The 18,926-nt window shown below is 68.7% G+C and carries 19 protein-coding genes and 3 pseudogenes; 13 read left to right on the top strand and 9 right to left on the bottom strand.

Going from position 1 to position 18,926, the window contains the following annotated elements; translation table 11 throughout:
• The first annotated feature begins 91 nt into the window (after positions 1–91).
• The 4 genes and pseudogenes from ACMTAK_RS02070 to ACMTAK_RS02055 all read left to right on the top strand — a co-directional run bounded on the left by ACMTAK_RS02070 (position 92) and on the right by ACMTAK_RS02055 (position 5,235).
• Complete coding sequence (locus tag ACMTAK_RS02070; RefSeq protein ID WP_413804532.1) at positions 92–2,989, top strand: hypothetical protein; 2,898 nt, start codon at positions 92–94, stop codon at positions 2,987–2,989.
• Between the two features lie 444 nt (positions 2,990–3,433).
• On the top strand, positions 3,434–3,814 hold the full coding sequence (locus ACMTAK_RS02065) for a hypothetical protein (protein ID WP_413804531.1): 381 nt from the start codon (positions 3,434–3,436) through the stop codon (positions 3,812–3,814).
• A gap of 298 nt (positions 3,815–4,112) precedes the next feature.
• Positions 4,113–4,645: pseudogene (locus ACMTAK_RS02060) on the top strand (DUF7224 domain-containing protein).
• The gene (locus ACMTAK_RS02055) at positions 4,642–5,235 is read left to right on the top strand and encodes a hypothetical protein (protein WP_413804529.1); all 594 of its coding nucleotides are present in this window, start codon (positions 4,642–4,644) and stop codon (positions 5,233–5,235) included. The pseudogene ACMTAK_RS02060 and the gene ACMTAK_RS02055 overlap by 4 nt, the downstream one beginning before the upstream one ends.
• Before the next feature lie 79 nt (positions 5,236–5,314).
• Here ACMTAK_RS02055 and ACMTAK_RS02050 read toward each other — a convergent pair whose 3' ends face one another.
• Positions 5,315–5,539, bottom strand: coding sequence for a hypothetical protein (locus tag ACMTAK_RS02050; RefSeq protein WP_413804528.1), 225 nt, complete (start codon positions 5,537–5,539; stop codon positions 5,315–5,317).
• 156 nt (positions 5,540–5,695) lie between these two features.
• Between ACMTAK_RS02050 and ACMTAK_RS02045 the strand changes: the two genes are divergently transcribed.
• Positions 5,696–6,271, top strand: coding sequence for a GNAT family N-acetyltransferase (locus ACMTAK_RS02045; RefSeq protein WP_413804527.1), 576 nt, complete (start codon positions 5,696–5,698; stop codon positions 6,269–6,271).
• A 155-nt stretch (positions 6,272–6,426) separates the two neighbouring features.
• Here the strand turns inward: ACMTAK_RS02045 and ACMTAK_RS02040 are convergent, their stop codons facing one another.
• A complete protein-coding gene (locus ACMTAK_RS02040) occupies positions 6,427–6,552 on the bottom strand; it encodes a hypothetical protein (RefSeq protein WP_413804526.1) in 126 nt (41 codons plus the stop codon).
• A gap of 204 nt (positions 6,553–6,756) precedes the next feature.
• Here ACMTAK_RS02040 and ACMTAK_RS02035 point away from each other — a divergent pair, with 204 nt between their 5' ends.
• On the top strand, positions 6,757–7,089 hold the full coding sequence (locus ACMTAK_RS02035; protein WP_413804525.1) for a hypothetical protein: 333 nt from the start codon (positions 6,757–6,759) through the stop codon (positions 7,087–7,089).
• Positions 7,090–7,150: 61 nt separating this feature from the next.
• On the opposite strand, the gene ACMTAK_RS02030 is transcribed toward ACMTAK_RS02035, so the two are convergent.
• Positions 7,151–7,570 carry a GbsR/MarR family transcriptional regulator gene (locus ACMTAK_RS02030; protein WP_413804524.1) on the bottom strand — a complete coding sequence of 140 codons (420 nt, stop codon included), beginning with the start codon at positions 7,568–7,570 and terminating at the stop codon, positions 7,151–7,153.
• A gap of 29 nt (positions 7,571–7,599) precedes the next feature.
• On the opposite strand from ACMTAK_RS02030, the gene ACMTAK_RS02025 reads away from it, so the two are divergent.
• Entirely contained in the window at positions 7,600–8,088 is a 489-nt protein-coding gene (locus ACMTAK_RS02025) for a DUF6653 family protein (RefSeq protein ID WP_461773805.1), read from the top strand.
• A 419-nt stretch (positions 8,089–8,507) separates the two neighbouring features.
• A complete protein-coding gene (locus ACMTAK_RS02020; RefSeq protein WP_413804522.1) occupies positions 8,508–9,176 on the top strand; it encodes a hypothetical protein in 669 nt (222 codons plus the stop codon).
• A 162-nt stretch (positions 9,177–9,338) separates the two neighbouring features.
• Here ACMTAK_RS02020 and ACMTAK_RS02015 read toward each other — a convergent pair whose 3' ends face one another.
• Positions 9,339–9,683, bottom strand: coding sequence for an SLATT domain-containing protein (locus ACMTAK_RS02015; protein WP_413804521.1), 345 nt, complete (start codon positions 9,681–9,683; stop codon positions 9,339–9,341).
• A 396-nt stretch (positions 9,684–10,079) separates the two neighbouring features.
• On the opposite strand from ACMTAK_RS02015, the gene ACMTAK_RS02010 reads away from it, so the two are divergent.
• The 4 genes and pseudogenes from ACMTAK_RS02010 to ACMTAK_RS01995 all read left to right on the top strand — a co-directional run.
• Positions 10,080–10,478, top strand: a complete 399-nt coding sequence (locus ACMTAK_RS02010; RefSeq protein ID WP_413804520.1) for an HAD family hydrolase — start codon at positions 10,080–10,082, stop codon at positions 10,476–10,478.
• A 46-nt stretch (positions 10,479–10,524) separates the two neighbouring features.
• Positions 10,525–11,295, top strand: coding sequence for an SDR family oxidoreductase (locus ACMTAK_RS02005; protein WP_413804519.1), 771 nt, complete (start codon positions 10,525–10,527; stop codon positions 11,293–11,295).
• A gap of 9 nt (positions 11,296–11,304) precedes the next feature.
• On the top strand, positions 11,305–12,099 hold the full coding sequence (locus ACMTAK_RS02000; protein ID WP_413804518.1) for an SDR family oxidoreductase: 795 nt from the start codon (positions 11,305–11,307) through the stop codon (positions 12,097–12,099).
• 144 nt (positions 12,100–12,243) lie between these two features.
• Positions 12,244–12,429: pseudogene (locus ACMTAK_RS01995) on the top strand (transposase); the annotation flags it as partial.
• Between the two features lie 271 nt (positions 12,430–12,700).
• Here ACMTAK_RS01995 and ACMTAK_RS01990 read toward each other — a convergent pair.
• Positions 12,701–13,933, bottom strand: a complete 1,233-nt coding sequence (locus ACMTAK_RS01990) for a serine hydrolase domain-containing protein (protein ID WP_413804517.1) — start codon at positions 13,931–13,933, stop codon at positions 12,701–12,703.
• Positions 13,934–14,146: 213 nt separating this feature from the next.
• A complete protein-coding gene (locus tag ACMTAK_RS01985; protein ID WP_413804516.1) occupies positions 14,147–14,752 on the bottom strand; it encodes a hypothetical protein in 606 nt (201 codons plus the stop codon).
• Between the two features lie 273 nt (positions 14,753–15,025).
• Here ACMTAK_RS01985 and ACMTAK_RS01980 point away from each other — a divergent pair.
• Positions 15,026–16,519 (top strand): annotated as a pseudogene (locus ACMTAK_RS01980) (ISKra4 family transposase); the annotation flags it as partial.
• 89 nt (positions 16,520–16,608) lie between these two features.
• On the opposite strand, the gene ACMTAK_RS01975 reads toward ACMTAK_RS01980, so the two are convergent.
• From ACMTAK_RS01975 to ACMTAK_RS01965, 3 genes are all read right to left on the bottom strand, one after another.
• Complete coding sequence (locus ACMTAK_RS01975; protein ID WP_413804515.1) at positions 16,609–17,112, bottom strand: hypothetical protein; 504 nt, start codon at positions 17,110–17,112, stop codon at positions 16,609–16,611.
• A 4-nt stretch (positions 17,113–17,116) separates the two neighbouring features.
• Positions 17,117–17,329 (bottom strand): hypothetical protein, encoded by a 213-nt coding sequence (locus ACMTAK_RS01970; protein ID WP_413804514.1) that lies wholly within the window; start codon positions 17,327–17,329, stop codon positions 17,117–17,119.
• A gap of 372 nt (positions 17,330–17,701) precedes the next feature.
• On the bottom strand, positions 17,702–18,925 hold the full coding sequence (locus ACMTAK_RS01965) for a macrolide family glycosyltransferase (RefSeq protein ID WP_413804513.1): 1,224 nt from the start codon (positions 18,923–18,925) through the stop codon (positions 17,702–17,704).
• Between the last annotated feature and the right edge of the window lies 1 nt (position 18,926).

The following is an 18,926-nucleotide window of genomic DNA, read 5'->3' as shown; positions in this document are numbered from 1 at the left end:
TTGGCGCAAGCGCAACAGCGACCACGATGGTGACAGCACACCATTCCCGGGCGCGGGGCGGGGGGCTGCATCGGCGTCTGAGGGGGCGGAGGTGAGCGTCACCGGGACCGGCGACGCCTCGGCCGTCGACGGCGGCACCGCGGTCTCCGGCCATATGGCCCATGGCCCGGGCCCGGACGGGCCCGTGTATGTGAGTCGGACCGGGGACGCGGTGGCTTCAAAGGGCGGTGTGGCAAACACCGGCGTCATCTACGCGAGCATGGAGCCCCCCAGGCCCGTCAGGACCGCCGCACGCCTCGCCCGAGTGGTCAAGGAGCGCGAGGGCCAGCAGCATGACCTGCTGCTGGGCGCAGGAAGACAGGCCCCGGCGGGATTCATCGATCTGCCGTTCACCGCGGTCACCCGCCTCCAGGAACCGCCCGTCAGCGGATCGATGGGCGAGGTCGCCGCGTGGTACCGGGAGCAGCGGCCCGACTGCTTGGTGATCACCGGAACCCCCGCCGCGGCGGGCCGCGTCGATGCCGGGGCGGGGAAGACGGTCTTCCAACTCCGCCTCGTTCTCGGGCTCCTGGAACGCCGCGGCCCGGAGGATCCGGTTCCGGTGCGGTTGTCCGCGGCGTCGTGGAACCACGACGAGATCAGGGGGTGGCTGCGCAGGCACCTCGCCTTGGTCTACCGGCTCAAGCCGCGTGAGGCATCGGCGGTCGTCGACCACGACTTGGTCCTCCCCGTGATCGACGGTCTGGACGAAATCTCCGCACCTCGGTCCCTCATGGCGGCCATCGGCCGGTACAAGCGCGGAGGGCGGGCGTGCCCCGTGGTGCTCACGTGCAGGTGGGCCGAGTACGAGGACCTTCTCGACACGGACCACCAGCCCCCGAACGTCACGCATCTCCGTATCGCGCGCGTCGACGCGGAACGTGCGCGCGCGTTCCTCCTCGAACGGGTTGCCACGAGCCGCGTCGGGCTGGACCGTTGGCGCCGCGTCCTGGACACGCTGGAGGCCGTGGACACGCCCGACGGGCCACGGGAGGCCGCCGCCCTGGCCGCCGAACTGGACAGCCCCTGGCATCTGACGCTGTCCGCCATCGTCTTCGACGAGCGCAACAGGGCAGGTGAGTACGTCCGCAGCCCGGACGAGCTGCTGCACCTCGCGGCCGATGGCGAACTGCACGAGTATCTCCTCGACCGCTACGTCGCCGCGGCGGTGCGGCTCCCCTATCGGGGCGCCTCGGGCGACGAGCCCGATCTGGTGCGGCGCTCCCGCCTGCACGAGGGAAGCACCTGGGAGAAGCTCGCCGTCCTCGCGCGCTACCTCCAGGACAACAGCCGGGCCCCGCGGATCGTCTCGGGGACACGCCTGAGCGGTACCGACATGGTCCCGAACGAGCTGTGGCCGCTGGCCGGAGTCCGCCGGGTGCGGAGGGTCGAGGCCGTCCTGGCTGCTCTGTGCCTGGCGCTGTGGTCAACGGTGCTGGGCCGGGTCAACCATGTCGCCCTGGCCATCACGCTGGCCGGCGCCGTGACCGTGGCGGTGTGGTACTTCGCCCCGGCTCTCCGGCGCCTGGCGAACCGCTCCCGTCCGGCGGGTGCCGCCCGCGACGGCCTCGCGTTCGGAACGATGACCGGGGCGGTGGCGGTCGCGTTCGGCGCGGGGACGCTGAAGGGTGCCGCCGCCGCGGCGGTCGGTGCCGTCGTGTCCGGTGCCGTCAGCTGGGCCGGGCGCACCGCGTTGACGCGGATCCGCACGGTGCGCACACCGCTGTGGCAACCGTGGCCGACGGCGCTGCTGAAGGGTGCAGCGGTCGGCCTGACGGCCCTGATCGTCGTAGGTGTCGGGATCTCGGCGGCGGATGGACCGGCTGCGGCAGCCGGCACCACAGCGGTGTTCTCGCTCGGGCTGGGCGTGGTGGCCGGGCTGGAGGCCAGGGCAGTGGCGGTCCTGGACACAGCCTCCCTGCCCCGCCCTGGAGTGCGCGGTCTGCTGACCGGGCTCCGCTGGTTCGCCGGGCTGCTGGTTCCTCTGGTGGCGTTGGTCACGCCGCTGGAGGGCGGACTGGGGATGTGGGCGCTGTTCCTCTGCATCCTCTGCGCCGCGGCAGGTCTCGGGGTGGGCATCGGCGCGGGGTTCGCCACAAGTACCGAGGCCATGGAGAAGCCTCCCGTCTTCTGGCTCCTGGCGACAGCGATCGCACACGGGATCGTGTGGATGCCGGTCTTCGGGATCTGGCACATCACCCAGTTGGGCAGCGACGGTTGGCTCCTCACCGGCGCCACGGGGTTGTTCATGGGCATGGTGGGGGTCATATTCGCCGCGGGCTGGACGCGACTCCGGCCCATGCACGCGCGCCCTCCACTCCGCGATGCATTCTGCACCGGAGCCGTGTGCGGAGCTCCCGCGGCCGTCACCGCAGCACTCGTGGCCCACGCGATCCTCGGCTTGGAACGGCCTCTCCTTCTGGGCCTGTCGATCGGAGGTGTGTGCGCGGCTGTCCGGGCGCTGAGTGAATTGGCCCGTGACAGGCCCGAGGACATCGGAGAGCGCGAAGCGCGGGAAGTGCAGAAGGAGTGGTTCGAGGAGTTGGGCAGACCGGTGCCGGTGCGCCCTGCTCCGCGTCCGCTGCTCAACGATGCGGCCAACACCATGCTTGCTCTGTGCGCCAGCGGAATCCCGGTCTTGGCAGTCTGCTGCTGGGCGTTGAACGGCTTCGCGACAGAGACCCCCGAAAGCTTCGCCGCCTTCATCGCCCCCTTCTCGAGGCTCGCCGCGGTCCTGGTCGCCGTGGCGTTGGCGTCCATTCTCAACGCCGTACGGCTGCGCTACGGTGTGTTCCTGGCCCTCACCCCCAGCCTGAGCCAGCTGGGGCCGTTCCTTGAGGAGTGCACGGCACTGGGCCTCCTCCGCATGTCCGGCGACGCGTACCAGTTCCGGCACCGCGAGCTCCAGGAGCACCTCGCGGACCGGCCCCGACCTCCGGACGTGCGGTGACCCCGTGCGTCGGTAGCCCAACGGACCGGTCGCGGCCTCCTCTTTTCGCGCGGATGTGGGAGCCGTCCACGCACGCGCGTGACGAGTCCAGTTCGCCGCCCGCGTTGAGCTCGGAGAGCAGGATGCGGTGCGGCTGCTCGAAGGCTCCAGCCCGCTGCCCGCGGTTCAGGCGCGCCAGCAGGTCCGTCCGTAACCGAACCCCAGCTCCAGCGGCAGGAGTTGCCAGGCAATGTCCTGGTGCAGGACGTGCAAGATGCCCTGCAGGCACAACCGGTCCGGCACCGGTTTCGGCCCCGGTGGCCGTGACGGTTTGATTCGGCCCCATTCGGACGGTCTGAAATGGCCCCACGCGGAGGTCATTTGGGCCTGTGTGACGGCTTGAAGTGGCCCCGGCCGTCGGCGCGAGGTGGCCCCACCATCGGCGCCTGGTGGCATGATCGCGGCATGACTGGAGTGCCGCCGCGGACGATCCGGGCCGTCGACACCGATCGGCTCCTGATGCTGGAGGAGGAGGCCGCGCGGTTGGGCTTCAGCCAGCGGCTCCCGGCCGATTGGCTGCGGGAGCATACCGAGGCGGCGGCGGTGCACTATCTGTTCCCGGCGATGGAGCATTGGCTCAGTCATCGGCCGGAAGTGTCACCGCAGTGGCGGTGCGAGTTGTTGCTCACGGTTCGGACGGGCGAGGAGGTGTTGAGCCTGCTCGATGTCCTGCCCGCTACCTTCCGGGGGCTGCCGGAGACATTGGACGCGACGGCGAAGGCGGACATCGCAGCCCGCATGAAGCGCTTGCCCGCCGTGCGTGAACGGGCCGAGCGAAAGCTGTGATCTTGTTCCAGCGCGGACAGCAGGCTCAGGGGACTGCCTTGAGCTGTTGCCGAACGCCTACCCGGTCTCGTGGAGCATCGTGTGGATCCGTCACCTCGTAGGCGGAGGACTGCAGGACTGCTGTGTGCTCGACCAGAGCCTGGACGCATGGGCGCTGGTCAGTGCGGGAGCATTCGGTACGGCGGTCTGCCTGTCCGCCGCCGTACTGATCCAGTACCGCAAGGCCGTCCCCGCCGTCGTCGCCGCGGCCGCGCTGCTCGCCGCAGGGTTCGGAGGCGGTGCCGTCTCCGCCCACGGCATGGGGGCGGACCCGGTGACCTCCCGCCCGACCAGCGACCTGGAGTGTGACCACGGTCGGCCCCGCATCTGCCTGTGGCCCGAGATGGACCACCAAGGCGTGGTCCGCGCCGAGTCACGCAAGGCCGTCGCAAGGCTCCGCAAGGCCGGCGTCGCGGTGCCCGCCACCCTGACCATGGCCGACCGGCCAGGTCCTGATGAGACCAAGCTCGCCATCGGGCCCGGCGTCAGCGCCCTCGGCGTGCCCACAGGAGTGGCGGCAGGACTGCTTCCGCACTCTCCCGCCTGCGCGGACAACGGAGAGCCCTACCCGGCCGCTGACGCCTACGGCCCGTCGGAGCGTGGCTCTCCCTGACCGCCGGCGCCTCGCCCCACACCCTCACCAACCGGGTCGCACCGCCAGAACTGGCCCTGGCCCAGCACGTCCTCAAACAGCCCCGACAGGCCCAGCTCGCCTGGTACGAGCGCAACACCCGCGCCATGCAATCGTGCGACGAACGTCCCCATGTGGCCATCGACGGGAGCCACGGATGAACTGGTGGCTGAAGGCCCGCGCCGTTCCCGCACTGAGTGTCTCCGTCGCCCTGACCAATGCGGTGGGACTCCTCATGGGCAACGCCGAACTCCCCGTACCCGTGCTGACCGGCCAGTCCGGACACTTCCTCGTCGGCCACCTCATCACCCTGCTGCCCGCGGTGATGCTCCTCCACGGCATGGGACGCGGCGACCTGCGCACCGAAAGCGTCGCCTGCCGGCCCGTTCGGAAGTGGGACGCCACCCTCGGCTTGACGGTCGCCGCCACCGGGGCGGGGATGGCAGCCCTCTGCTACGCCCTGGGGGCCGACAGCATCGCTCTGGTACTGGGGCGCAACATCGCCGGATACGTCGGCCTGGCGCTGCTGCTCTTCCCCTTCCTCGGCCACCGCATCGCTGCTGTCACCGTCGCCATCGTGCCCCTTCTGTGCGCGGCGGCCGGCTGGAGAAGCGGCGGTCGCCCCGCGCCATGGGCCTGGATCCTGTATCCCGCGAACTCCCCGATCGCCCCGCTCATCACGGCAGTCATCGTCCTCGCAGGCATTCTCGTCTGCCTCACACGACAGAACCCTTTGCGGTCCGCTCACTGAGGAAGCCATCAGTACCGCTGAACCCCGACTACTTGGGATCGCTGGCGAGACGTTCTCCTACCGGTGGGTGCGCCCCGGGTCAGGCGACGCGAGCGGTCGGTTCACCGCGCAGCAGTTCGAGGCGGGTATCGGCGATCGCGAAGGCCCGCCTGAGCCCTTCTACCAACGCCCGGTCGATCTGGTAGGGCCGGGTGCGCTCGTCCCGTTGGAGCAGCCGGGGTGCACCGGTCGGGGCGATGCGGCGCTGTGCCGTCTGGACGCTGGTCAGGGTTCCGCCCATTTTGGCCGCGGCGAACTCGATCAAATGAACGCCCGCCGCAACGTCCGCGGCTACGAACGCTTACCCCAGCACTCCGAGGCCCACCTGGCCTGGGCGCTCATTACCCTCATGACCAGGCGGTTTTCCCGACGAAGCCCCCAGACCAGCTGGTCGATGAAGCTGGCTGCATAAGATCCCCGGATGGCAACCACCAGCTACCTCTTACAAGGACCGCGAGTGGCCATTCGCCACGTCGGTCGCCAGGACTACGACGAGCTGACAGCACTGGCGCAAGCCAGCGCCGAGATGCTCCGCCGCTGGCTGGGGGTCCGCGAGAACACGGAGGAAACGTTCGACAGCTACATCAAGCGGTGCGAGCAACGCGCTCGTGAAGGCTTCGTGATCTGCCTGCGCAGCACCGGTGCGATCCTCGGCGGCGTCAATATCAACAACATAGTCCGAGGCAGCCTTCAGACCGGAACCCTGGGCTACACCGCATACGCCTCCACGACCGGCTACGGCTACATGACGGAAGGACTCAGGCTCGTCGTCCAGCATGCCTTTGGCGAACTGGAACTGCACCGGCTGGAGGCAAACGTCCAGCCCGATAACACGCCGTCACTGAACCTGATCAACCGCCTAGGCTTCCAGCGCGAGGGATACTCGACCGCCTTCCAGTTCATCAACGGCGCATGGAGGGACCACGAGCGCTGGGCCATCACCGCAGAGATGGCGGCAAGGGCCGAACAGCCCACGAACCGAGATCAGTACCACTGAGGTTCACACCCCCTGAAATACGGACCAATGCCTCCGCTCGGGCGGGGAGTCTCATCGTCCGACCTCACGCCGGGCAAGCTCCTTGAGCTCCATGCGCGCGGCGGTGTGCCCGACGGCCCACACCAGTACGGGTGCCCGGCGATCTGTTTCGACAGCTACTGCAGGCGTCGACGGTCCGTAGTGGTACTGGCTGTCGGACCGGATTCGGCGAGCTGCCAGTACGTGCGGTACCAGGCGGTCTGCGCCTCCACGAGGTCGAGGGGGAAGTCGTGCTGGCTCATGCCCCGCATGAGATCGCTTGTTTGAATACCAGGCCAACCGGACGCCCGCGGAACGCGCAACGGAAGTTCGGAGCTGACCTCTCGCACCGAAAGCTGAGCGTTCTCGCCGAAACCTGAGCGGATCGCGACCGTTGAGACGACGCGCTCTCTCACCTGTACGAACGCGCCATCGGCGATCACTACCTCAAGCTGGCCCCAGCCAACTTGGACGATGAGGAGGCCGCGCTTGCCCTGATTGCACACGTCCCCGGCATCTACTACGCACGGATCAAGCACACGCTCGCCCGTCGACACCTCACCTTGACAGGCGATGACAGTCAGCTCATGGCGTACTTCACCGCTGCCGACATCGGCCCGGAGCACGAGTTCGACGCGGAAACCGTTGGCGCCGTGCGTCAGCGGGTTGAGCGAAGGCGGATGCTGGAGTGGGAGATGACCGGGACCGTTCCGGCAGATAGCGACGACGCAGACGGCACCGACTCCCACCGGCTCGCCGGCACCCGGGCCCGAGCCGAACAGCCGGCCGAGGCCAGCTGACCTCCGCACGTCACGCCTCGACAGTCCGCCCCCTTTGACCAGCGCCTTTGAAAGCACACGCTCAGTCGCGTCCAGCTTCTCGTTTCGCTGCGAAGTTCGTACGCCACCGGTCGATCAGCGGGGTCAGTTCGCGCAGTATGAACGCATAGAAGTCCTCCATCTCCGCCAGCCGCCGCCCAGCCAGAGTGGATGGGCCGCCGGCCGCAGCGAGGCCCTGCTCGGCGACTTCGCTCATGGTCGACAGCAACTGGTTCTGCTGCGACATGAGCCGAGCCCAGGCGCCATCCGGGAAGCGGTAGTGGTCCCGGCGGCTGCCCGGCGCCGGGACCCGCTCCAGTAGGCCGCTCTGGATGAGCTGCTTCACGGCGCCGGACACAGCGCCAGAGCTGATCTGCAGTTCTTCGCACAGGTCGGCGGCGGTCATTGTCTCCTGCTGGCTGAACAGCAGGGAGGTCATCACCCGTGCGGTGGTCTTCTGCATCCCGCCCTGCGCGAGGATCAGCGCCAGGTATGACTCGCAAGAACGCCGCAGCCGCCGTCCACGGGATGTCCGACGAGACCTGGAAGAGGCACGCCAACCCGTGGAGCGTGTGGACTCGTTTCGCCGCCATCCCGGCTTTCGAGCTGGCCGTGTGGAGTCGGCAATGGCTCGGCTGGTGGTGCCTGGCCGCCGTCCTCGCCGTCACTGTCTGGCTCTGGCTCAACGTTCACCTGTTCAAGCCAGTGGAGCCCACCAGTTGGGCCGCCAGGGGCATCTACGGTGAGCAACTCCACGTCGACGGCAAGGTTCCAGCCGAACACAAGACGACCCTCAACTGGCTGATCACATCCGGCCTGGCCGGCTTTGTGCTGATCGCCTGGGGGCTGACCGCCTTGAACGCCTGGCCGCTCATACTGGGCACCGTCATGGTCGTGTTCGCCCAGCTATGGCGGATCGACCGCTACGGCCTGCTGTTCCAACAGCACCTGCACGAGCAGGCCCCGGATCACACGGCGTGAAGCACCCCCTCGCCCTCGAGGGCGGCGGCCCGCCTCGATGCACTGCTGCTATTTCTCGTGAACATCTATGAGCCTCAAGATCACAAACTGCTGACCAAACCAGCGGATGAACGCTGCTGCCTGAAGTGAACGAAGCCAACCGGAGCCAGACCATCTGTTTGGCATGCTGACGCTGGGCATCCAGGTCCGTTGTGGTTACAGCACCCCCATCAGCGGGCGCGCCGCCTTCACCACCGGACGGCGCCACTGAGGTCGTCGTCATTCATACTCCGCGGAACGTATGACTGGTCAGCCCTATGTCTACCGGACGGCGCCGACAACGAGGGGCGCATCTGCCTTGCTGTCTGTTTTGTAACATTCAGTCTCAGACCCGCGGGGCTCGGCAGCCAACTCACAGGGAGCGGCAGCTGAACCGCCGCATGCGAAAGGGCGCCATGCTGATACGCAGTTTCCGTCGTCTTCTCCCGGCCGCCTGCGCACTCGCGTCCGCACTCACGCTGGCAGGCTGCGGCGGCGAAGGGGAGAAGAGCGAGGACAACGACGCCTCCGCAAGGAACAGTTCCCCTGAAGTCCGTCTGGAGGAAGTGTGCGGCGGCGTATTCGACAAGGAGATCGCCGCCGAGGCGGGACGGTCGGGCGCCGACCGGATCACTCCGGTGGACTCCGAGAGCCCCGCCGAGGCCGCCGCGGGGCTGTCCAAGGAGACCACCTGGGGGACCGGCCACGACCTGTGCTTTCTGGAGAACGGGAGGGGTGACGAATTGATGTCCCTCGACGTTGCGTGGGTCGCACACCCGGTTCCCGGTGGTGATTCAGTCCGCGCCAGTGTGGGCAAGCCCATCGGCGGCAGCGCGGGGTCACTCGAGGTGCGCTGCGGGCTGAACGAGAGGCGGACCGGGGATAGGTACGCGCTTGAGTTCGAGCTGCGCGACGCCGTCACGGTAAGTGCTCACTTCCACGCGAAGCTGCTCATCGCCATGGCGAAGAAGGTCACGTCGGCCATGGCCTGCCAGGAGCAGCCCGAATACCCGGCCCCGGAATCCGTGGCACCAGCCCTCAAGCCGAAGCATGACATGGTGGCCCGCTGAGCCAGGCCCAGTGCCGCGCGCGCCATTCGCACATATGAAGGCGCTGCGTCGCTTCTGGCCTGGGGTCGGCTCTTCTGGATGCGGATGGCGTGCAGCGGTATCGGCCGAACCGGCTGCCCGAACGTGCCCGGACCATCTGGCAGCCCCGGGGCCTGAGCCGGGTCAGGGTGTCGGTGACGCGGCCGTGGGCAGGGCCTGGTCGGCGGGCTGGCGCAGCTGCTGCTGGCGGCGCCGCTGCTCGTTGCGATGGTCCTCCATCCGTTGGGTGAACACCTTCAGAGCCTCCTGTTCCCGGCCGGGGCCGTATTCCCTGTATGGGCCGACGCCCAGGGTGACGGCGTTGGCCTCTTCCTCGATGGCATCGGCGGTCTGTTGGAGGAAGTGGCTGCGCTCGCGGAACTTGTAGTAGCCGGTGAACATCGTGGACACCGTGATGGCGAAGCTGATGACGGTCAGGGTGACGCTCTGCCAGGTCAGTTCCTTGCCGGTGCATGCACAGATGCCCAAGGTGACCTACGTCAGCACCGGCGGCGGCAGAACCGTGCTCGACGTCCCCATCGGGATCGGCGGCATGTGGGCCGCCAGGCTCAACGGCGACGACGGCATCGTGGGGGAGTGCGGCGGCGCGACCGGGCCGGCGAGTTCACCGGCGCGTTCGACTCCGCCATCACCGGCAACGAGTACGGGGCAGAGCCGTTGGCTGGACCGGCCCGTGTCCGCCCGGGTCACACCCCTGGATTCGGCCCTCCGGCAAATGACGTCGAACCCGGGCGAGAGACAAGGTGTGCGGGAGTGGTGGTCTCGACGAGGTCGCGGATCGCGGCCACGCCGCGGGCGATGCGGTCTTCGGACTCGCTGCCCATGGAGACCCGGATGTAGCGATCGCAAGAGTCCCCGTACCCGATGCCGGGTACCACGCTGATCGCGCTCCCCTCCAGCGGCCGGCTGGCCACCGGCACCCTGACCGCCGAGGCGGAACGGGTCCTGGACGGACACGGGCTGGCCGGTGAGTTCCGGGCCGTGCTCGGCGGCGAGGAACCCAAGGCGCGGCGGCTGTCCACGGCGCTCGCCGCCGTGGGCGCCGACCCCGGCGAGGCGGTCCTGCTCGGCGACTCGCGGCAGGACCTCCTCGCCGCCCAGGCGGTCGGCATGGGCTTCGTGCTCGTCACCGGGCACGGATTCCTCCCGCCCGCCCAGGTGCTCTACGGGGCGGGCGGCCAAAGCTCCCTCGTCGCGGCCGGATTGGACCCCGGCGGCTTGCTGATCGGCACCGGAGCGTACGAGGGTCCTCCGGGGCACTGACCTGAGCCCCGCACACCCTGAGACCGCGAACACGGGAAACCCCACAGTGACACCTCAGAACGGCAACGAGGCCGACCCTGCCCGCCGTGAGCCCCGCGGCCGACGCGTGGTCATCACCGGAGCCAGCCGGGATTTCGGCCGGACGCTCGCCCTCTTCTTCGCCCGCCGGGGCGACGAAGTCCTGCTCGCCGCCCGGGACCTGACGGCGGCCGAGCACGTGGCCGACGAGATCCGCGGCCTCGGGTCCGACAGGGTCCACGCCCTGCGCTGCGACCTGGCGGACCCTGCGTCGGTACGCGCCTTCGCCGACGAGATCGCCACGGTTACCGACCACGTCGACGTGCTGGTCAACAACGGGGCTCGCTGGCTGTCCGGCGAGGACCTCGCCTCCGCCGCCGACGAGGACATCGCCGCCACCGTCGCCTCGACCGTGACCGGCACCGTCCTCGTCACCAAGCACCTGCTGCCGCTGCTGCTGAAGTCCGACCGGTCCGAGGTGGTCAACCTGATCTCGTCGGCCGGGCTCACCGGCAACCACCGTACCCGGGCCCACGCCGCGTTCTACGCGGCCAAGCACGGGCAGGCCGGCCTCGCCGACCTGCTCTCCCCCCAACTGCGCCCGCACGGCGTGCGCGTCATCTCGCTGTACCCGCCCGACTTCAGCAACCCGGATCCGCTGGGCCCGGACTGGGACACGACGCCCCGCGGGGCGGGCTGCAAGCTCACCGCCCACTCCCTCGTGGAGTGCGTTATGTTCGCGATCGACCAGCCACGGGACTGCTTCATCAAGGCGTTCCACTTCGAACAGACCACCTGAAAGAGCACCATGGTTTCCGTCAGCACCAGCACGTCCGTCGTCATCTCCGGCGTGAGCCGGGGCCTCGGCGCCGCCCTGGCCCGGCGCTTCGCCGCACTGGGCCACCCCGTCGCCGGCCGCGGCCGCGACCGCGACCGCGAGGCCCTGGACAGGCTCCGCGCCGACCTCGGCGAGGGCCACCTGATCACCGTCACCGACGTCACCGACGCCGACGCCGTGGAGCGGTGGGCGGGGGAGACCGTACGGCGGCTCGGCGCGCCCGCCCTGGTCGTCGCCAACGCCGGGTACATCAGCCCCCCAGGCCCCGGGTGTGGGAGACCAGCCCGGCAGACTTCCGCACCACCGTCGATGTCAACGTCGTCGGCGTCTACCCACCCGAGGACGAACGCGAGACCGCCCGCCGCGGCATCTCGAAGGTCCGCGCGGCTGCGGACTGGCTCGAAGGGCCATGGATCACGGCGAGTTCACCCTGGACGAGCAGCTGGCCCAACTCCTCAAGGGCCAGTATCCGTGCTCCGCGCGGCCCGGCCGCTTACGGAGCACTACAGCGACCTCGTCCGCGTCGCCCTGATGGAAGCCCGCCCAGCCGGGCTGCACACCCGACAGCTGGTCGCCGCGACCCGCCTGACCAAGTGGCAGGTCACCCGAGGCATCCGGCACCTGCGGGACGTCGGGGCCGCCGAGCACCTCACACCGATCATCTGGCACCGCCGGCACGGATACATGTTCCCGGGGGCCCCGCGGACTGGGTCGAGTACGAGAAGAAGCAGTTCCAGCAGATCCTCGGCCGCCTCACCCGGATGATCACGGGGAAGCTCGACCCGCATCTGGCCCGCTACCCCGACGACGAGCGGGCTCAGCTGGCATCCGCCCAGCTCACCGGCGTCCGTGCCCCTCTCGCCCAGCTCACCCGATAGCCCCTGCCCGACACCCTCTCCGAGCCCTGAGATGCCTGTCGCCTCACGCCGCCGTCCTCGCTATCCGTCCGACACCACCGCCGCCGAGTGGGCTCTGGTCGAGTGCTTGCTGCCGGTCCCGGCCTGCCATACCAAGACCGGCGGGCACCCGGAGAAGTGGCCACGGCGCGAGATCGTCGATGCGATCCGCTACATCGTCGACAACGGGGCGAAGTGGTGAGCACTCCCGTCCGGTTTTCCACCGTTTCCGTGGAATCAGATTGGGTGTAGCTCCGGCTCTGGGAAGTCCGTGGGCCAAGCCGTGAGTTGCTAGTTGTGCTGGTCGGGGGATGGGGTTGAGAGGTTCGTGCTCCCGGGCGAGGTGGAAGGTCCAGTACTCGTCGAATTCGCCGTTGTCGTTCAGGGCGCGGAGTTTGAGGACGGCCTCGGCGCCGACCAGTCCCCCCGCACACGACACTGGCCGTGCATACGCGGAATCCCCCGGTAGCTCAGCCGCCCGATCCTCCGCCGACCGGGGCCCCGGTGATGGCCTGCATCTCCTGCCCGATCATCTCCTGCAGCGGCACGCCGTCGCGGTTGCTGAGGATGACACCGACCCAGCCGGTGTACGGGTAGATGTCCCAGTTGGCGCTGACACCCGGGTTGCCACCGGCGCGCTGGTAGATCCACTGACCGTTGACGATGGAGACCGAAATCCCGTACGCCCCGAACGACGCTGGTCTATGGGGGATCTTGGCGGCAGTGAGCACGTCGGCCCAGGGCCGGTCCAGCACCGTGCCGTCGCCCAGCGCGTGCGCGAACCGGGCCAGATCCGGCGCGGTGGCGAAACCACCGTCCCCGGGGGCAGCGATGAAGGCGCGGCCCGGATTTTTGCCGAGTACGTTCGGGTCCGGGCTGCTCTTGTCCAGGTTGCGGACGGCGTCCACCACGCTGCCGTCGGCCAGCTCCATGTACGGGTGGGCGATGTGCTCGTCGGTGAGCCACTGCGGCCTGGTGTAGAACGCCGAGCCGGTCATGCCGCAGCGCCCGAAGATGTTCTCCTGCACGTAATCCCAGTACGTCTTGCCGGTCACGGCCTCCACGATCAGCGCGGAAATGGTGACCTCCGCCTCCTTATGGGCGGTGTCCGGAACGCCCGGGACGCCCACCAGTTTCGCCTGCCGGGCGCGCTGTTCGTAGTACTCGTGCACCTCATCCCGGCTCTGGAAGACGCGTTGCACGTCCTCATCGGGGGTGTCCAGCCCGGAGGTGCCGGACAACAGGTGGTGGATGGTCACCTGCTCGGCGATCTCCTTGGCGAAGCCCTTCAGATGAGTGCCCACCGTGTCCGACAGCTTCACCTTGCCCTGCTGCGCCAACTGCAAGATGGCCACCGCGCCGAACGGCTTGCCCGCCGAACTGAGGCTGAACGCGACGCCCTCGTGGTTGGCGATCCCCTTCTCCTTGTCGGCCATGCCGTAGCTGCGGGACAGCACCGTCCGGCCCCGGTACGACAACAGCACCACGCCGGAAAACTTGCCCTCGGCGGTCAACTTCGCCACATACCGGTCGTAGGCTCCGCCAGGCCGGGTGTCTGGCGGGATCGGGTCGGTTGGGGCCTGGTCCGCGTGGCCGGGCTGGGCGCCCACCAGCGACGCGCCTGCCACCACGCCGGCGGCCGCCAACCCGCCCCACCCGAGCAGCCGCCGCCGGTCGACACCCCATACGGAATCCGAGTCCATGATCACAGTCCTTTCCCGATGGACGAACTGACCGTTGATGCACTGTGGTCCATGCCTCCACTGAAGACGGGAGACTGTTGCGGTGGCGTATGCGATTTTCGATACGTCCGCGATACACGTTCCGGGAAGATCACTGGTCGTCGTACCGAGGTCAGCCCGGCGCGAGCGACCCGCTGGTTCGCGGTGTCGACGGTGCTGTCCTCTGCATTTTGATCATGATTGTTTCGTGGCTCGGACGGCGGGTAGGCCGAGGTCGACGTTGCGGGTGATCCGCTGCAGTCTCTGGGCCTGGGTTCGCTTGTCGCGCAGGAAGCGCAGTGTGAGGTCGATGCCTTCAATCTCGCCGGGCCAGCTCTCGGCGACGGCGCCTTCGTGGCGTCGTTGGGGGGTTGGCTTCGAGTTGGGTGCGGACCCTCTGAAGGGAACGTGAGTCGCGGCAACTCTGATCGGGCTGTGTTCGGTTCTTCCCGTCTCTACCGTGGCGGTGGAGGAGGCGACTTGGACGGGCTCATTGTTCGAGGAGTTGGAGGCCCGGGAGGCGGCTGCCCCGGTGCGGGTGGAGGAGTTTGAGTCGCATATCACGGAGTTGACGGCGCGGCTGGAGGCCGAGCGGGAGACGTGGTCGCGGCTGCGGGTGACGCGGGAGACGGTGGCCGAGGTGGTCGCGGAGATGTCCAGTTCGGACGAAGCGTCGGTCGTCGAGCAGCCGGTGGAGCCGACGGCCGGTGACCGACCGGTGCGGGTGGTCGGGGCGATCATGGTGCCGCACTGGCGGGAGGGGCTGTCGGCGGATGCGCTGCCGGATGTGTACCGCGACATCGTGGAGGTCGTGGCGGACGCGTCGACTCCGATGCGGACCAAGCAGATGGTGCCGAGGATCGGGCTGCCGGCGGTGGCGGCGAAGATCGAGGGGACGGCGGGGGAAGCTGAAGCGGCTGGTGGAGCGGGGCTGGCTGAGAGAGGACCAGCCCGGCCTGTTCGCGCTCGCTCACCGGACGGCCGAGGCGGGAGGGTGAACTCCCTGAACGATAAAGGCTCTTCTTTCTGCCTTCGTAGGTGCCAACCAGAACAAAGCGCAGAAAGAAGAGCGCGATGGATCCCTACGACGCCTGCGATGCCATCGATGCGTTCGCTGCCGCAGTCAGCGCCTTCGGCTGCCTGCAAGGCGACTTGGCCGATCCCGCGACCGCACGGCTGGCGCATCACGAGGTGGAGGACCTGATCGAGGAGCGGGGCCGTGAGCTGCTGCGGCTGTTATTCCAGGGCCATCTCGACCTGCGGGCCCGCCGGGAACGCGAACAACCCCGGGCCGTGGTGGTGACCGGGGCCGACGGGCTGGTCCGGCCGTATCGGGAGACGGGCCATCACCGCGAGCTGGCCTGCGTGTTCGGCACGGTCTCCGGCGAGCGGTGCGCCTGGCGGCAGAAGGGGCTGCCCAGCGTCCACCCCGCCGACCGGGCCCTGCCCCTGCCCGCCGGACGGCACTCGCACGGCCTGCGCCGCCTCGCGGTCGCCGAGGCCGTCCGCGGCTCCTGCGACCAGGCCAAAGCATCGATCGACCAGCGGTGCGGGAAGGTGCTGGGCAAACGCCAGGCCGAACACCTCATCATCGCGGCCTCCCAGGACATCGACACCTTCTACCGGCTCCGGATCCCGCTGCCGGCGACCGCCGACACCCTCCTGGTCCTGCAGTTCGACGGCAAGGGCATCGTCATGAGGCCCGAGGCCCTGCGGCCCGCCACCCTCAAAGCCCACCCAGCCGCCCGGCGGGCGATGCGCACCCGGCTCGCCCCGGGCGAGAAGCCGCACCGCAAACGAATGGCCACCCTGGCCTGCGTCTTCGACGCCGATCCGGCACCTCGCCGACCCCACGACATCATCGCCCCACCCGACGGCCGCAGCCGCGAACGGACGCCCCGGCCGAGGCCGAAAGCCTCGGCGAAATGGCTGACCGGGTCGGTCGTCCACCCGCCCGAGCACACCGTCGCCGCAGCTTTCGACCAGGCCGAGGCCCGCGACCCCGGTCACTGCCGCAACTGGGTGGTCCTCGTCGACGGCACCCGCCACCAGCTCGACCTGGTCCACGCCGAAGCCGACCGGCGCCGCATCCGAGTGCACGTCCTGCTCGACATCGTGCATGTCAGTGAGTACTTGTGGACCGCGGCGCACGCTTTCTACCCATCCGGCACCGCCGACGCCGAAACCTGGGTCGCCGGCCACCTGATCACCATCCTGCACGGCCAGGCCGCCCGCTCCGCCGCCGAGACCACCGCACAGGCCGACCGGGCCCGCTTGCGCGGAGCAAAACGCGAGGCCGCTGATGCCTGCGTCGGCTATCTCACCGGCCACCTCGACCAGCTCGGCTACGACACCGCCCTGACAGCGGGCTGGCCGATCGCCACCGGCGCGATCGAGTGCGCCTGCCGCCACCTGATCGGCAACCGCCTCGACATCACCGGCGCCCGCTGGGGCCTGGCCGGCGCCGAAGCCGTCCTCAAACTCCGCGCCCTGAACGACAACGGCGACTTCAACGAGTACTGGACCTTCCACCTCGCCCGGGAGCACGAATGTCTCTACTCCACCCCCCGACCAGCACAACTAGCAACTCTCGGCCTGGCCCACGGACTTCCCAGAGCCGGAGCTACACCCAATCGGATTCGTCAAGTCCGGGCAGGTCAATGTGAGTGATCGGTGAGGCTGTCGGAGAGAGGGGGCGACAGGTACTCCGTCCACGGCCATGGTCGGGGTTCGGGTGCTTGGCGCCAGGTCAGATGCACTTGGGCGAAACGAGGCGGGTCTCCTTCGATGCTGAACAACACTTCGTCGCATCGACCGCAACGGGCGATGGCAGTGGCCTGCGTGCCGAACAGTGGATGACCCTCGCTCACCTCGACGTGCAACTGCGCCTCCAGAGCCCTGGCCGTGGTCGTGGGGGCCAGAAGCCATGGTTCCGGCAGGGGCTTCGATTCGCCGTCGAAGAGAAAGTCGTAGCTGGGATCGACGCCTGCGTCCGCCCAGGGCCCGTGTGCCCCGGCATCTCGCACTGCCAGGCGTCGGCACGACGAGCAGCGGCGAATCTCTCGCACCGGACCGCGGCGACCACGCACGGGTTCATCGGGGAGAGCTTGTCGCAGGATGCGGTCGATCTGTTCGATTCCGCATGACGGGCAGGTATCCATAGCCTCAGCATGGCTCACGCTTTGAACACGGTGGGGTGCGGGCATTGAGATCAACGATCGGTAGCAGTGTGGGGGTGGCCGGGGTCCCGATCTGTCGTGGTGTGGGGCCGGCGGGGGTGGGGACATCGGTGAGCCGTGCCGGGAGCTGGTCGAGGGCGGCCTGGCCGTCGTCGACCGCTGCTCGTTCGTCGTCCGTCAGCGGGATACTCGTGAGCATCTTCTGCGGGTTCTCCTTCGCTTCCAGCAGCTGGCCCTTGAGCCGCCCATACTCGTCGTCGCCAAGCGCCCGATCGTGTCCCGCGCCTGCTGGAGATGCTCACGGGCGCGGCCGAGATCACCCAGCTTGCGGTCGCACTCGCCTACGTTGAGGTGCAACGACGAGTACAAGCCGGCCACCGAAAGCGTCACCCCAGCTTGTGCTACCCGCTCGTCGGTGACCAGATCGGCGGCGTCAAGCGCTCGTAGGTCCCGGACCAGCTCCTGGCGCACGTTGTCTTGCACGTCGGCCATTGCATGGGCAAGGACTCACGCATAGCCAAGAGGCGGGTCCGTCACCGTCCCGATACGGCCAACCTTAGAGGGACTAATATCAGGCTGTTGCCGGGTGGTCGTGGTGCTGACGTAGATACTCCTCGATCACTTCCGCACCGCGTCGGGCCCCGCCGCTTCGACGAATGACTTCACGCATCCCATAGAGGTTGGCGCTGACGGCCGGGTCGGATGCGACCCGGGTAATCGCGGCCCGCAGCGTTTCGGCGGTCAGCGCGTCGGCATCCATCGGCTCGCCGAGCCCGAGTTCCCGCAACCGCTCCGCGTTGGCGGCCTGTTCAGGAGTCTGCGGAAACGTGACCAGGCCGACCCCGTAATGCAGTGCCTCCATGACGGAGTTCATCCCAGCGTGCGTAACGAAGGCCGAGGCATGGCGAAGCACGCCCAGTTGCGGGAAGCGGGGCCGTGCCTCGACCGTGCTCGGAAGAGGGCCCAGTTCAGCGGTGTCCATCTCTCCGATGGCCATCGCCACCTGCCACGGCCCGTCGGCGACGGCGTCGATACAGGTGCGATAGAACTCGGGCCGACCAAGGGAGACCGTACCCAGCGAGACGAACAACAGCGGGGCATCGGGGTCGCGCGGCTCGAAGGACTCAGCTTGCTCCCGGTCCCCCATCGAGGGGCCGAGGAAGTGGAAGCGTCCGTCGAAGCTGTCGGCGGCTGGCTGGAACTCCCGTGGGACGAAGACCAGGTTCAGCTCTTCGGCCACACTCATGGTGTCGGCGACATCGAGGGGCACGCTGTACTCGGCGGAGAACGCTTCACAGTCCGCTCTGAGGGCAGCCATTGCGGGGTGATCGCCACTGAGTCCGGCTGTCACCTGCTCGTCCAATGAATAGGTCTCGTTAGAGGCGAGGTGGGGGATGCACTGTACTGCAGGGATTCCCAGGGTTCTGGCCACGACCCGGGCAGGCCAGTTCGTCGTGTCGTAGCAGATCGCGTCCACCGGCCCGGTGACGCAGCGGTGCCGCAACACCGGGTAGGTCTCCCGCAGCGCGGCGAAGTAATGGCGCAGCCAGCTGGCGAGCGTCTCGGGTCCGATCTGCGGCGGCGGCGTGAACGGCTGCAGCGGTGGCAGCTCCACCCAACGAGCACCGGCACCGGTGACCGCGGCGGCGTGGTCGGGCCCTGTGGCGTAGTCCACCTGGTGCCCCCGCCGGACGAGTTCTTCAACCAGCGGCAACGTCGGATTGATGTGTCCCTGCCCTGCAAGGGACACGAACAGTAGTAGGGCCTTCGACATGCCGCAGACCGTATCGCTCACC

Origin of the sequence: Streptomyces lacaronensis, assembly GCF_047337785.1 — a bacterium.
GTDB classification, from domain to species: domain Bacteria; phylum Actinomycetota; class Actinomycetes; order Streptomycetales; family Streptomycetaceae; genus Streptomyces; species Streptomyces lycopersici.
The sequence above is the reverse complement of the archived record's forward strand: the minus strand, read 5'-3'. Positions and strand labels throughout refer to the sequence as shown.

What these genes read in the sequence shown, in the direction of transcription:
- ACMTAK_RS02065 (WP_413804531.1), top strand. Translation starts at nt 3,434, where the DNA reads ATGACTGGAGTGCCGCCGCGGACGATCCGGGCCGTCGACACCGATCGG.
- ACMTAK_RS02055 (WP_413804529.1), top strand. Translation starts at nt 4,642, where the DNA reads ATGAACTGGTGGCTGAAGGCCCGCGCCGTTCCCGCACTGAGTGTCTCC.
- ACMTAK_RS02045 (WP_413804527.1), top strand. Translation starts at nt 5,696, where the DNA reads ATGGCAACCACCAGCTACCTCTTACAAGGACCGCGAGTGGCCATTCGC.
- ACMTAK_RS02040 (WP_413804526.1), bottom strand. Translation starts at nt 6,552, where the DNA reads ATGAGCCAGCACGACTTCCCCCTCGACCTCGTGGAGGCGCAGACCGCC.
- ACMTAK_RS02030 (WP_413804524.1), bottom strand. Translation starts at nt 7,570, where the DNA reads ATGCAGAAGACCACCGCACGGGTGATGACCTCCCTGCTGTTCAGCCAG.
- ACMTAK_RS02025 (WP_461773805.1), top strand. Translation starts at nt 7,600, where the DNA reads ATGACTCGCAAGAACGCCGCAGCCGCCGTCCACGGGATGTCCGACGAG.
- ACMTAK_RS02020 (WP_413804522.1), top strand. Translation starts at nt 8,508, where the DNA reads ATGCGAAAGGGCGCCATGCTGATACGCAGTTTCCGTCGTCTTCTCCCG.
- ACMTAK_RS02010 (WP_413804520.1), top strand. Translation starts at nt 10,080, where the DNA reads ATGCCGGGTACCACGCTGATCGCGCTCCCCTCCAGCGGCCGGCTGGCC.
- ACMTAK_RS02000 (WP_413804518.1), top strand. Translation starts at nt 11,305, where the DNA reads ATGGTTTCCGTCAGCACCAGCACGTCCGTCGTCATCTCCGGCGTGAGC.
- ACMTAK_RS01990 (WP_413804517.1), bottom strand. Translation starts at nt 13,933, where the DNA reads ATGGACTCGGATTCCGTATGGGGTGTCGACCGGCGGCGGCTGCTCGGG.
- ACMTAK_RS01985 (WP_413804516.1), bottom strand. Translation starts at nt 14,752, where the DNA reads ATGTCGCGGTACACATCCGGCAGCGCATCCGCCGACAGCCCCTCCCGC.
- ACMTAK_RS01975 (WP_413804515.1), bottom strand. Translation starts at nt 17,112, where the DNA reads ATGGATACCTGCCCGTCATGCGGAATCGAACAGATCGACCGCATCCTG.
- ACMTAK_RS01970 (WP_413804514.1), bottom strand. Translation starts at nt 17,329, where the DNA reads ATGCTCACGAGTATCCCGCTGACGGACGACGAACGAGCAGCGGTCGAC.